This is a genomic window from Nocardia sp. NPDC058658, assembly GCF_042716665.1.
GTDB lineage: Bacteria > Actinomycetota > Actinomycetes > Mycobacteriales > Mycobacteriaceae > Nocardia.
This window is the reverse complement of sequence record NZ_JBHXRR010000046.1, coordinates 1-12,801: the sequence shown is the minus strand read 5'-3', so window position 1 is coordinate 12,801 and position 12,801 is coordinate 1. Positions and strand designations below refer to the sequence as shown.

9 protein-coding genes and 1 tRNA gene are annotated in these 12,801 nt (G+C 66.2%); 4 read left to right on the top strand and 6 right to left on the bottom strand.

Annotation, left to right across the window (positions count from 1 at the left end; all coding sequences use genetic code 11):
• Window positions 1-291 precede the first annotated feature (291 nt).
• Entirely contained in the window at window positions 292-1,644 is a 1,353-nt protein-coding gene (locus ACFWUP_RS31125; protein ID WP_379239566.1) for a serine hydrolase domain-containing protein, read from the bottom strand.
• A gap of 93 nt (window positions 1,645-1,737) precedes the next feature.
• Here ACFWUP_RS31125 and ACFWUP_RS31120 point away from each other — a divergent pair, with 93 nt between their 5' ends.
• From ACFWUP_RS31120 to ACFWUP_RS31110, 3 genes are all read left to right on the top strand, one after another.
• Window positions 1,738-4,470 (top strand): hypothetical protein, encoded by a 2,733-nt coding sequence (locus ACFWUP_RS31120; protein ID WP_379239565.1) that lies wholly within the window; start codon window positions 1,738-1,740, stop codon window positions 4,468-4,470.
• Window positions 4,471-4,480: 10 nt separating this feature from the next.
• Window positions 4,481-5,458, top strand: coding sequence for a phosphotransferase (locus ACFWUP_RS31115; RefSeq protein ID WP_379239564.1), 978 nt, complete (start codon window positions 4,481-4,483; stop codon window positions 5,456-5,458).
• A gap of 674 nt (window positions 5,459-6,132) precedes the next feature.
• Complete coding sequence (locus tag ACFWUP_RS31110; RefSeq protein ID WP_379239562.1) at window positions 6,133-6,801, top strand: arsenate reductase ArsC; 669 nt, start codon at window positions 6,133-6,135, stop codon at window positions 6,799-6,801.
• Here ACFWUP_RS31110 and atzF read toward each other — a convergent pair.
• From atzF to ACFWUP_RS31085, 5 genes are all read right to left on the bottom strand, one after another.
• Complete coding sequence (gene atzF, locus ACFWUP_RS31105) at window positions 6,758-8,440, bottom strand: allophanate hydrolase (protein WP_379239561.1); 1,683 nt, start codon at window positions 8,438-8,440, stop codon at window positions 6,758-6,760. The two genes, ACFWUP_RS31110 and atzF, sit on opposite strands and share 44 nt — an antisense overlap.
• A gap of 10 nt (window positions 8,441-8,450) precedes the next feature.
• Window positions 8,451-9,143 (bottom strand): GntR family transcriptional regulator, encoded by a 693-nt coding sequence (locus ACFWUP_RS31100; protein WP_379239560.1) that lies wholly within the window; start codon window positions 9,141-9,143, stop codon window positions 8,451-8,453.
• Between the two features lie 383 nt (window positions 9,144-9,526).
• Window positions 9,527-9,600, bottom strand: a tRNA-Pro gene (locus ACFWUP_RS31095).
• 67 nt (window positions 9,601-9,667) lie between these two features.
• Entirely contained in the window at window positions 9,668-10,699 is a 1,032-nt protein-coding gene (locus ACFWUP_RS31090; RefSeq protein ID WP_379239559.1) for a hypothetical protein, read from the bottom strand.
• A gap of 406 nt (window positions 10,700-11,105) precedes the next feature.
• Complete coding sequence (locus ACFWUP_RS31085; RefSeq protein ID WP_379239558.1) at window positions 11,106-12,068, bottom strand: metallophosphoesterase; 963 nt, start codon at window positions 12,066-12,068, stop codon at window positions 11,106-11,108.
• Window positions 12,069-12,212: 144 nt separating this feature from the next.
• On the opposite strand from ACFWUP_RS31085, the gene ACFWUP_RS31080 reads away from it, so the two are divergent.
• The gene (locus tag ACFWUP_RS31080; protein WP_379239557.1) at window positions 12,213-12,677 is read left to right on the top strand and encodes a GatB/YqeY domain-containing protein; all 465 of its coding nucleotides are present in this window, start codon (window positions 12,213-12,215) and stop codon (window positions 12,675-12,677) included.
• Window positions 12,678-12,801: the final 124 nt, after the last annotated feature.

The window sequence follows — 12,801 nt, the reverse complement described above, 5'->3', positions numbered from 1 at the left end:
CGTATTACGCGGCGTTGGGGGGCGGTGCGCCGTGGGCGCAACGGCGGCTAACTCGCGGCCGGGCCGCTACGCCGCTTCGCGGCGGCCCTCCCTAGGGGTCGGGCGTGAGGGTTGGGGGTGCGGTCATGGCGGATTTAGGGTGATCAGCGAAGTGGGCGGATGCCTGGGGTATGCGCCTCGACGCAACGGCGGCTAACTCGCGGCCGGGCCGCTACCGCCGCTGCGCGGCGGGACCCTCCTCGAGGTCGGGTCGTGGTGGTTGGGGGTGCGGTTATGGCGGATTTGGGGTGATCAGCGAAGTGGGCGGATGCCTGGGGTCCTGGGGTCGTTGCCGACGCAGGCCAGGATGGCGCAGCCGGGGGGAATGCTGGCGAACGGGGCTGCGAGGGGCTGGTTGAGGCAGTCGAAGACTGTGCAGCCGGGGTAGGCGCCGGGGCCGATGCCGAAGACGGCCAGGAGGATGTTGGCGTCGATGAGTTTGCCTGCGTCGAATTCTAGTGGGGGTTCTACGTAGGGTTCGGCGGTTGGGACCTTGGTGTCGGTGATGGCGGCGAACAGGCGGCGGAAGAATTCGTGGGGGAGTTCTTCGGCGTGGGCGAGGATGCCGCTGGGGCCGTAGGCGGTTTGGTTGCCGAAGGGGCCGGTCCACATCACCGTCATGTCGAGGCTCGGGAGGAAGAACACGTTCTGCAGACCGAGACCGGACATGAAAAACGTGTCGTCGGGCAGGAACTCGGGGGCTTCGCCGCAATCCGCGCCCAACCAGAACAGATACCCGTAGCAGGGGTTCGCCTTCGACGGTGTGCGGGCTTTACGCAGGTAATCCGCCGAGATCACCCGATCGGCACCCCACCGACCGTCGTTGGCGACCAGCAGCCCGACCTTGGCGAGGTCGTTGGGCGGCAGCATGAGGTGGGCGTACCCGTAGGTATGACCGGATCGGTCACTCGCCCAGTAATAGTCGCTGCGCGGAATGCCGAGCGGGTCGAACAACTCCCGCTGCGCGAACTGCTGCAACGGTTCCCCCACGGCCAACTGGATCACATACGACAGCAGGTCCACATTCCGCTGGCTGTAACTGAACGTGGTCCCCGGCGGATTGCTCAACTCCACCGACAACGCCTGCACGGCCGAATGCGGGTCGATCGGAATCACCGCGGTGATCCCCTCCGACAGCACCCCCACCTTCATCCCCGACGTCTCCGTCAGCAGATTCTCCACGGTGATCGACCGATGCACCGCATCCCCGAGACCCGCCGGCAGATACCGATCGATCGGCGCTGCCACATCGAGTTTCCCCTGATCGGAAGCGATCCCGGCCAACATCGACACCACCGACTTGGTGACACTCCAGATATTCCACGGCGTATTCCCGGTTTCCCCGTTGCGCAACCCCTCCCCGACAAGACAGTTGTGCCGAAAAATCTGCACGTTCAACCGATTCCGCGTAGCCGCGAACTGCAAAGCCGACTCGAGCTTCACCGAATCCAACCCCACCTGCTCCGGCTCGGCCCGCGCCAACTCCCGCCCCGACGTCACCTCACAACTAGCCCTCGGCGCGGCATGCACCGGACCGGCGACCAAACCCGCCGAAGCCAGCACCGCCGCGATAGTTCCGGCGAGAACACTCGTGATGTGCCGCATGCGGGCGAGAGTAGCCCTCGCCACGCACCGTAACCCGTATAGCGTGGCCGTCTCCCCGGACATCTCCTCGTTCGGGATTCCGAACACCCGTGCGTGACTTCCAGCGGGATGAAACACTGGCAGAAGGCATTTCATGTCGACTATCTGGTCAGGGGGATCAGCATGTCACCGTCGAATCTCGACAGTGCTTTCCGGGGGAACGCGGACGATTTCCAGGCCAACGAGGTGTTCTCGGATCGGGACACCGAATGGGCGGCGGTCGTCGAGAGCGTCCGCAACGTCTGGGAAACCGTGTCGGCCCCGACGTTCGATGTCCAAGATCTGGAGAGTCCGCGGCGCAACGTGCTCGTGTTCTACGGCGTCGGCGGGATCGGCAAGACCACGCTGTCGCAGCAGATCGGGCGCCGACTCGGCGGTGACGACGTCGCGATGTCGCACTGGGAGGTGCCGGACCCACCGTTGCCGCAGACCGTTCCGGTGTATCTGGATCTGGCCGACGGTACGACCTTCGAACTGGCCGAGGTGATCCTGGCGATCCGGCTTGCGCTGGCGTCCCGAGGTCACCGAGCACCCGCGTTCGATCTGGCGCTCAGCCGATACTGGGAGGTCAACCGCCCAGGTGAGTCGCTCGACGACTATCTGCGCGCGCGAACACGGTTGAGTCGAATCTCGTCGACGCTGCCCGAACAGGTGAACGAACTCCTCGGCGAGGTCGCCGACACCTTCGAGCTGCCCGGGATGGTGGGCGGCCTGGTGAGTCAGAGTGTGAGCGCGCTGGTCAAGGCGCTGCGCGAACGGCACGACCACGCGCTCGCCATCCGTTGCCGGCGGCTACCCACCATTCTCGAAGAAGAACCCGACCTCGAGGCACTCAGCTTCTACCCGCACCTGCTGGCATGGGACATCGCCCAGTTGCCGCCGAAGCAGGCGCTGCTGCCGGTGGTGCTGCTCGATACCTTCGAAGACGTCGCCGAGCGCGGGAGCCGCAAGAACGAGCGGCTGATAAATCGGCTGGTCTGGCTGATGCCCAATGTGTTGTTCGTGGTGACCGGCCGCAATCGTCTGCGTTGGGACGACGACCGCCTCCGCGAGAAGCTGTGGCGCACGGGTGCGGTCCGTTGGCCGTTGCTCAGATCCGATACCGGAGAACCACGCCAGCACCTCGTCGGCTATTTGTCGCCGCACGACCGCGACACTTTCCTCGCTCAACGGTTGACCCGCGACGGCCGCCCGATGATCCCGCGTACCCACCGCCAGGTGATCGCGGACAGGTCGGAGGGCTTGCCGCTCTACCTCGATATGGCCGTGTCGCTGTTCGTCGAACTGCAACACAGTGACGGCGCCATCCCACCGGTCGAGGCCTTCGACCGCGACTTCTCCGGGCTGGTCACCGCGACTTTCCGCGATCTGACCCTGGACGAGCAGTCGGTGGTCCGTGCGGTCAGTCTGCTCGAGTCCTTCTCGATCGAACTGGCGACCGCCGCGGCCGGACTTGCCCGCGACAGCGCGGCGCTGTGCGTGGTCGACCGTCCGTTCGTGGAGCACGACGACTCGACGCTGGGCCCCTACCGGTTGCACAAGCTGGTTCGCTCAGCGATCCGAAACGCCGATTTCGACGAGGACTCTCGCGACCCGTGGAGCGAATCGGACTGGCGGCGTGCGGCTCAGCGCGCGTTCGACGCGATCGGCGAGCAGTGGCGACGAGCCCACGACGACCGGCTCGTACTCGTTGCCTGTCTGCGCGAGGGGTTGCGGCTCGCACGTGACTTCTCGCTGCGGCTGGGGTGGCTGGAGGACGCCGCGGTTGCCTTCGTCCGCGACTCCGCGGTCGAGACGATCGACATCGGTGACGCTCCGCGTGCGCAAGATGGCACGCCGCTGCCCGTCGATCCCGCGGCGGTCGCACTGGCGCTGACGCTGTCGGTGATCGCACGACGCAACAGCTCTCACCGGCAGACGATCGTCGACGAACTCCGCGCGGTCCTCACGACCGGTGACCTTCCGGCGCCGATGCGCGAGATTCCCGAGTACTACATCGCCATGTGCGAACGTGATCTGGGCAATTTCGACGCGTCCATGCGTGGCATGCGCAAAGTCGCCGACAGAGGCGGCAGATTGGCGCCCGACGCCCGCCGTGGTCTGCACCATCTGCTGCGCAGGCTGGGCCGATTCCGGAACGCGCTCGAGATCGCCGAGCAGCTCGGCGCGACCGGCCGACAACAGCGCGCACTCGGCGAACTGTGGTGGTCGCAGGGCAACATCGCGCTGGCCTGTACCTCGCTCGCGGTGGCACGGGATCAGTCGACGGCAGCGGGGCTTTCGGGCGAGGCGGCGCTGTGCCAGTCCTACCTCGCTTTCGCCGCGGCCTTCCAGGATCGAGCTCGGGCCAATATCCAGGTCGAGCACGCACGCGAGCTGATCGCCGCTGCCCGGGTCGGCTGGGCGGAGGTGCTGTTGCAGGTCGCCGCGTTGGTCGTCGACGCCGGGCACGACCCGGACCTGCCGCAGCGCGCCGACGAAATCGCCATCTCCGCTGCGGCGGTCGGCTTGACTTCGCTGGCAGGTTACGCCCGGCTGGCAGCGTGCTTCCACGCCGCCGTCCTCGATTCACCACAGCTGAGCGACCATGCACGAATTCTGCTGCGAGAAGGAGTTCGGGGGGCCGAGTTCGCCTACCTGGTAGAGATCGCCTATATGTTCACCGACCGGGATTCACCGTCGACGCTGCGTTCGGATTGGATCGAGGGCGAGTCGACGGCGAAGCAGCGGTGGAGCGGGTTGGTCACGGATCGGCGGGCTGAGCTCGCCGCTACTGGGAGGAACTGACGAATCGGGCATGGCTGAATACACGACATTGGCAGACCTGGACCCGGCCGATATCTGTGCTCGGTACGGGATCGGCGAGCTCGTATCGATCGAGGCGGTGCCTGGCGGGGCTGCCAATTCGAGCTTTCGCTTGCGTGCAGCAAAGCGAGATCCGGATCGTCCAGCGGCGGACGCCGAGGAAACAGATTACGCGCTCACGATTCTTGACAACGATCCGACGAGTGCGCCGAGGCTGGCTTCGCTCATGGGCAGGCTGGAAAACCGTTTCCAGACAACAGTTTTGGTTCGCACAAAGGGCGACGAGCCTGCACTCGTCGTCGCCCCGGACGATGACGCGAATCGCCGGGTCATGATCCTGAAACGCTGGGTCGACGGAAACGTCTACCCCGTCTTCCCCGCCGAGCTTCTCCGTGAAGCGGGCGTAGCGCTCGCGCGTCTGCACAGACTTCCCGCGGAAGAGGTGATAGGCGACGATCAACTGCCGGCCAAAGGCCGCAGGCTCACCGCCGAGCACCGTTCGCGCATTGCCGATTTCACGGATCGGGCCTTCGCGCACTGGCTGACCGAGCGACTCGACGCGCTTGACGGCCTCCACAGCGGAAGGCAGGACACGCTTATTCACGGTGACCTGTACTCGGACAACATCATCGTCGGTGAAACGGGCACGCTCGTCGTCATCGACTGGGAAACCGCGTGCCGCGAGGATCCACTGCTCGATCTCGGCATGGCGATCATCGGCCTCGGGGTTGTAGACGGCAGGCTCGTCAGAGAGCGCGCCGAGGCGATCGTCGACGGCTATTCGTCTGTCCTCCCGGTGACCGCGGAAGAACGCTCGGGCGTGCTGCGCGGCATGGTCGAGCTGGCTGCGCTGATCATCGCCTACCACCGCTACTACCGGCACAACGTCCGCTATCCAGGCTCGGCTGCGGCGAACAGGTACCAGGAGATGGTCGGCATCGTGCGGGACTGCGCGCTGCACGGAACATAGAAAACGCCGCCAGGTCGATGAGGGTGACCTGGCGGCGTTCGCTGGAGGCCGACGCCCCACAAGCGCCTCTCGGCGGGTGGTCGCTCGTAGCGACAAAGGGGTGAGGCCCGGGGCTGTTCGGACGTCGACAGTGGTTCCAACCAGGACCGCCGGTGAACTATTCCGCCCGCTCGATGTGATCCGGACAACGCCACGAGATAGGTACGCACCTACCTCGTGACGTAGCTGAGTGACGGGCCGGCACGACGCGGGTTCCGGCCCAGGGCTTGGGTCAGAAGTTGCTGAACCAGTACAGAATGCTGGCCAGCAACCAGACGATCGCGGTTTCCATCGTCGCTCTCCTTGTGTCGGTACTTACATCATCGCCGAAGACCGGCCCGCGCCGACAAGTTGTTCTTAAGAAGCTCTAGAGACCGACACCGCATTGTTGCTTCGGACACCGGAACAACCGGGTCCGATCGGTCTCGAGGGGTGATCGGTCGGGCCCGGCGGTGCAGACCAGAAGGTGGCTCTTCCAGACGCTGAAGCCGCACTGCCGACGGTAACCACGCCGACGGACTGGGCCGAAGATGTTCCATGGGTGTCGACGGGGGTATGCGTTCCGGGCCGGTCGGTTCGAGGGGTGATCGGCCCGGGCGTTTGCGTATGGCCCGAATTCGGGTAAGGGTTGGGGGGTGGTCGATATTGCGGAGCACTCCGACGCGCTCGACCGTGCTGAGGTACGGCTGCGCGAAGAATTCGCGACAATGTTCGAGCTGGAGACGATCCATCGTTTCCTGCATTCCTCCTACGACGATTTCGCCGCGAGGGCGTCGGTGACCCTGTACTTACCGCTGCTGGCCGAGCGTTTCGGGCGGCAGCGGTTGCAGGCGCTGGCCAAGGTCGAGGGCAAGGTGGCCAAGCCGCGTCCGACGGTGCTGTTCCTGTGTACGCACAACGCGGGTCGCTCGCAGATGGCGCTGGGCTTCTTCGAGGAGTTGGCGTTGGGGCGGGCGGTGGCCTGGTCGGGTGGGTCGGTGCCGAGTGGGCAGCTCAATCCGTCGGCGGTGGCGGTGATGAGCGAAGTGGGCGTTGACATTTCGCGCGAGTACCCGAAGCCGTGGACCGACGAGATCATCCGTGCTGCGGACGTGATCGTCACGATGGGGTGCGGTGATACGTGCCCGCTGGTGCCGGGAGTGCGCTATATGGAGTGGATCATCGAGGACCCGGCGGGTTTGGAAGTCGAGGACGTGCGGCCCATCCGCGACGACATCGGTCGCCGCGTGACGGGCCTGCTCACCGAACTCGGGATCGACGTCACCGATCCTGTAGGTACGCCATCCAGCCCCCGTAACGCGTGATGTCGGTGGCGGCGACGGCTGCGTCGTAGCTGCAGGCGAAGCCGACCACGGCGCGGCCGTCGGACAGGTCGATGCTGGTCAGCGCCATGGGTGGGGGTAGTTCGGCGAGAAAGCGGCCGAGGGCGGCGGGAGAGACCAGGAACAGTTCGCCGCGGATCGGTGCGCCCTGTCCGTCGCCGTGGCGGACGAGGCCGGGTTTGGGTGGGGTGGTGTCGAGGGCGGTGAGGCGGTAGGCGTCGGTGGTGGTGATGTCGCCTGCGAAGCGGGCACCTTCGAGCTGCCAGTGCAGGGGTTGTCCGCGCAGGTGGGCGCCGAAAACCGCAAGGGGCACACCAGTTTCCACGAACAGCGGTGGCTCGGTGCCGGTGATGCGGGCGGCGAGGTCGACGGCGAGTTGGTCGGCGAAGGCGGGGACTACGACTGTCACGCCGAAGGGGAGGCCGTCGGTGGTGGGTTTTCCTGGCACGGCGACGGCGGCGAGGTCGAGTAGGTTGCAGAAGTTCGTGTAGGTGCCGAGGCGGCGATTGATGGCCAGCGGGTCGGCTTCGACCTCGGCGATCGAGGGGTGGTCGGTGGTGGTGGGCAGCAGAAGCCCGTCGTAGTCGGCGAGTAGTTCCTTCGCGATGGTGCGGGCTTTGGCGAGGGTATCCAGGTCTTGCGCGAAGGCGTGTGCGTCGAGTTCTTTTGCCGCGCTGATGATTGCGGACACTGTTGGGTCGAGGCCGGGTGCGCCCTTGTCGACGAATTCGCCGACGGCCGCGTATCGCTCGGCAACGATTGCGCCGTCGTAGAGCAGCCGGGCCGCGTCGAGCAGCGGGGAGATGTCCACTTCTGTGACGGGAAGACCCAGTGCAGCAACGGTTTCAGTGAAAGACGCACGATAGGCGGGGCTCAGCGGTTCGAGGTCTTCGGGCCGAGGGACGGCGATCCGGGGCTGTGTGGAGGCGGCGAGACGGACGTCCGCGGGCCACTCGCGGCTTCGCGGATCACGAGTGTCCTTACCTGCCATCAGCTTTGCGGCGGCAACCGCGAGGTTCAGGTCGGCGGCGAAAATGGTGACCGCGTCGTAGTCGGCGCAGGCCGGGACGACGCCGTGGGTGGGGATCACGCCGAGGGTGGCCTTGATACCGACGATGCCGTGTAATGCGGCGGGCACGCGACCCGATCCGGCTGTATCGGTGCCGATAGCGAGGTCGGCGATACCGAGGGCGACAGCGGCAGCAGAGCCGGAACTCGAACCGCCCGAGATCAATTCGGGGTGCAGCGCGTTGCGGACGGCACCGTACGGGCTGCGGGTGCCGACGAGTCCGGTGGCGAACTGATCGAGATTGGTCTTGCCGAGTACCAGCGCGCCCGCGTCGACCAGTCGCTGCACGGCTGCGGCGGTTTCGGTTGCCGTATAGGCGAATTCAGGACATGCGGCAGTGGTGGGCCACCCGGCGACATCGACATTGTCCTTTACTCCGAGGAGCAAGCCGGCCAAGGGAAGCTGCTCGCCCGCGGTAAGGCGACGTTCGAGCTCGCCGGCTTCGGCCGCCAGATCCTCCTGCGGCCGCAACGTGATCCACACTTCGGGCCGATCCACCTCGGCGATCCGTGCGTAGGCGGCGGCGACCCGCGCGGTCGGCGTGACAGACATTGACGCTCCTCTATTCGCTGGACGACATCGCGGCGACGGCACGTGAGATGCGCTCGAGCACCACGTCCAACGAATCGCCGATGTGGGTGTGCAAGAGCTGCTGTGCCAGCGGGATGTCATCCGCCAGGACGGCCTCGAGAATGCCGAGGTGCTCGCTGATCGTGGTCTCGATGCGGTTGTTGATCATGAAGTCGTACATGCGCACATGCCGGATCCGGGAGTTCACCGCGACCAGCGCGCGCACCATCTCGGCATTGCCCGCCGCGGTCAGCAGCGCCACGTGGAACTCCTCGTCGACGACGACGAAACCGGGTTCCTGAGCGGGCGGGTCGGCCTGCAGGGCCAGCCACTTCCGCTGTTCGGCACGCAGCAGCGCCGCGTCGTGGGTAGTGCTCGGATCGGCCCGAACCCGCGTCATCCCGCCCAGTTCCAGGGTCAGCCGCAGCTCGTAGAGGTCGCGAATCCGCGCCACGCTCGGCCGCACCGGACTGAACCCGAACTCCTCGCGCTGCAGCAGCCCGTCCGAGCAGAGCATGGTGAGCGCCTCTCGAACCGGCGTGCGGGAGATGCCGAACCTGGTCGACAGTTTCGGCTCGGTGAGTCGCTCGCCGAACCGGATGTCGCCGTTCATCAACTCACCCCGCAACGTCGAATACACGACGTCGCGCAACGGGGTCCCCGAGCCATCCACCCTTGTCGACATGGGTGTATACGCTATCGATCGCGAATTTCTATCAAGTGACAGAAAGTAAGCGCCACGTTATCCCTTGCTCACACCGACACCCTCACCACACCGAGCCTCGCGCAGGGAGAACTTCTCAACCAACCCCGAACACACAGGCAACCCCACTCGCCATCACACCGCCCAGACTCGAACCACCGAGCCCACCGCCGCGCTCCCGCTCCGCTCACCCGGAAGGGCGATCCCATGAGCCCCACCATCCTGGCCCTCATCCTCGGCCTGATCTCCCTCACGGCCGTCACCATCTGCTGGCCGAACCCCCTCGACCGCGAACCCCCACAGACAAGCGAAGAGCCCCTGACCAGTGAACTGATCAGGGGCTCTTCTGTGTCTCAACCAACACGTCGGGGTGACAGGATTTGAACCTGCGACCTCTTCGTCCCGAACGAAGCGCGCTACCAAGCTGCGCCACACCCCGTGAGGCGAACCTGAAGTAGCTTACAACGTGGGGTCGTGAAACGTTAAATTGGCTGGTCAGGAGGGGGTTAGTCGAGGGCTCTGACGGAGCTGAAGATGCGTTTGGCCTCGGTGGCGTCGATCGCGCCGGGGACGCCGGTGTCGGCGATCATGACCATGACGAAGCTGCCTTCCTTGGCGCCCTTGAAGGCGTAGGTGTAGACGGAGAAGGTGGTGGCGCAGCCGGGGGCCGGGGTGGGGACGGTGCCGGTGGTTTCGGTGAACATGCCCTCGGTTTTGCCGTCGATCGACTTCAGCGGCTGGGCGGGGCCTGGGGTGCCTTTCGCGCCCTGGAAGGCGAGCGGTGCGGCTTTGGTGCCGAGTTCGGCGCCCGCGGCGGCGCTGTCGGCGTTCTTGGAGCCGGTGAGCAGTGACATGGTGCGGGTGGAGTTGGGGCAGTAGTCGGTGCCGTCGGTGGCGTAGCCCTTGCCGACCACCGAGTCGCCCGGGGGTTCGCCGACGCCGCCGATGGTCGTTTCGGAGGCGACCTTCCAGCCTGCGGGGACGTCGTAGGCGGCGCCGCGGTCGGGGGAGGCGACTACCTGGTAGCCGTCGATGAGGGGCTTGCGGCTCGACGCGGCGCCCGAGGGGGTCGTGCTCGGTTTGGGTTTGCTCGACGAGGCCGGACCTGGGGACGTGGTCAGGGCGCTGACCATCGAGGGGGTGGTGCCCGCGGCGGTGGACGGGGCGTCGTCCCCGCGGCTCACCGCGACCGCGGTGATCGCGCCGCCGACCAGGAGTAGCGCCGCGGCACCCACCGCAGCCCAGATCGCCGCCTTGTTTCCCGATTTCCGGGGTGGAACGGGCTGGCCGTAGGACTGGACGCCGTTGTGCTGGAGCGGGGGTACTTCGCCGTATTGCTGCGGATTCCCTTGACCGGGAGCGCCCCACGGCTGACCGGCCGCAGCGGGAGCGCCCCACTGCTGGACAGGTGGCGCGCCCCACTGCCCCGGAGATTGTTGTCCAGCGGGTGGATTCGTGCCAGGCTGCCACGGAAGTCCTGAACCTGGAGCAACGTCACCCTGCGGCACCGGCGGCTGTTGTCCCACAGGGAGGTTCATGCCGGGCTGCCACGCCGGATTCGAACCGGGCTGGCGTACAGGCGTATTCGTGCCTGGCCAAGGCGGTGGCGGAGGTGGCGAAGCTGGACCCTGTTGTCCCGCAGGGATATTCCCGGAATTCTGCCAATCCTGTGGACCGGCGGGAGCCCATTGGGTCGGCTCGGGGAGCCCGGCAGGCGGGCCCGATCCGTCCCAGCGCAGAGTCGGCGGGAGACCGGTGCCGCCCGGCGTCCACGCCGCAGTGGGATCGGGTGCGCTCGGATTCGATTGTCGCGCAGAAGGATCCGGCGACCCGGGCCGCTGCCACTGCTGGTTCGGCCCGCCGAAGACGGTCGGGTCGTCGGATCCAGTGCTCACGGTCTTCTCCTGCTGACATCTCGCGGACAATGTCGTTCGGAGCCAGACCCTAGCGGGCGACGGCCTCCGAGGTCGAGATGCCGAAGCCGGTGTCCGCGGAGGGACGCTTGGGCTGGGCGCCTACCAGTGTCAGCAGCGTGGCCTCCGGGCGGCAGCAGAAGCGGTACGGCGCCCACGGGGAGGTGCCGATGCCCGCCGAGACGTGCAGCTGGGTGTGCTCGCCCCACTGGGAGGCGCCCTTCACGCGGGATTTGTCGATCCCGCAGTTGGTGACCAGCGCGCCGTAACCGGGCACGACCAGCTGTCCACCGTGGGTGTGACCGGCCAGCACCAGGTCGTAGCCGTCTTCGGCGAAGCGGTCGAGCACGCGCGGCTCGGGCGAATGGGTGACACCGATGCTGAGCTGCGCCAACTGGTTGGGCGCACCGGCGACGGTGTCGTAGCGGTCGCGCTGGATGTGCGGGTCGTCGACACCGGCGGTGGCGATGCGGATGCCGGCCACTTCCAGATCGCGGCGGGTGTGGGTCAGGTCGAGCCAGCCGCGTTCGGTGAATGCGGCGCGCAGGTCCTTCCACGGCAGCGGATCACCGTATACGCGGCGATGATCTTTCTTGAAATACTTCAGCGGATTCTTCGGTACCGGCGCGAAGTAATCATTCGAACCGAACACGAACAAGCCGGGACGAGCCAGCAACGCGCCGAGGGATTGCACAACGGCGGGCACGGCCTTGGGGTGGGAAAGATTGTCGCCGGTATTCACGACCAGGTCGGGTTCCAGGCGATCGAGTTCGCGCAGCCACTGCTGTTTGAGCTGCTGGCCCGGCATCATGTGCAGGTCGCTGACATGCAGAATCCGCAACGTCGGCGAACCGGGTGCGAGCACCGGCATCGTCGCTTCGCGCAGGACGAACGCGTTCCGTTCGATCAGCGTGGCGTAGCCGATGCCTGCGACGGCGGCCCCGGCGGCTCCCAACGCGGTTCGGCGGACAGCGGACGTCGAGATAACGGGCATTTGCCCAGCATAGGCGACCCCATCCCGGATCGTCGTATGTGTTTCCGCACAAACGTCCGGAATTTTCTCGCCTGTGCCGGGTCTGCTATCCGTCGCGATGAAAATGTGATGGGACTTCCCGAGGCGGCCGACTACGGTAGGCCCATGTCGGAACTGAAAGCCAAGCTGCGCGCGGATATGACCACCGCGATGAAAGCCAAGGACAAACTGCGTCTCGCGACCCTGCGGATGCTGCTCGCCGCAATCCAGACCTCCGAGGTCTCGGGAACCGAAGCGCACGAGCTCTCCGATAACGATGTCGTGGCGCTGTTGCAGAAGGAAGCCAAGAAGCGCAACGAGGCGGCTGTGATCTACGAGCAGAACGGTCGCGGTGAACTGGCCGCGAACGAGCGCGCCGAGGAAGAGATCATCGAGGAGTACCTGCCGACTCAGCTCAACGACGCCGAGGTGGCCCAGGTCGCCGATACCGCGATCGCCCAGGTCGCCGAGCAGCTCGGTGAGCGCCCGGGGATGAAGCAGATGGGCCAGGTCATGAAGGCCGCCACCGTGCTGGCCGACGGCAAGGCCGACGGGTCGAGGATCTCGGCCGCGGTCAAAGCCCGCCTGTAGAAGCACACGAAAAAGGCCGCCGTCCGAAAGGGCGGGTTCTAGCGGTCGTCGCAACACTCTCGATTGAGAGGTTGCGACGACCGTGTCGTTTTCAGAGGACGTGGAACGCTGTGGCAGCCAGCTG

Coding starts and splice junctions, on each gene's coding strand:
- atzF (WP_379239561.1), bottom strand. CDS start 8,440: ATGTCTGTCACGCCGACCGCGCGGGTCGCCGCCGCCTACGCACGGATC.
- ACFWUP_RS31100 (WP_379239560.1), bottom strand. CDS start 9,143: ATGTCGACAAGGGTGGATGGCTCGGGGACCCCGTTGCGCGACGTCGTG.
- ACFWUP_RS31115 (WP_379239564.1), top strand. CDS start 4,481: ATGGCTGAATACACGACATTGGCAGACCTGGACCCGGCCGATATCTGT.
- ACFWUP_RS31125 (WP_379239566.1), bottom strand. CDS start 1,644: ATGCGGCACATCACGAGTGTTCTCGCCGGAACTATCGCGGCGGTGCTG.
- ACFWUP_RS31090 (WP_379239559.1), bottom strand. CDS start 10,699: ATGAACCTCCCTGTGGGACAACAGCCGCCGGTGCCGCAGGGTGACGTT.
- ACFWUP_RS31085 (WP_379239558.1), bottom strand. CDS start 12,068: ATGCCCGTTATCTCGACGTCCGCTGTCCGCCGAACCGCGTTGGGAGCC.
- ACFWUP_RS31080 (WP_379239557.1), top strand. CDS start 12,213: ATGTCGGAACTGAAAGCCAAGCTGCGCGCGGATATGACCACCGCGATG.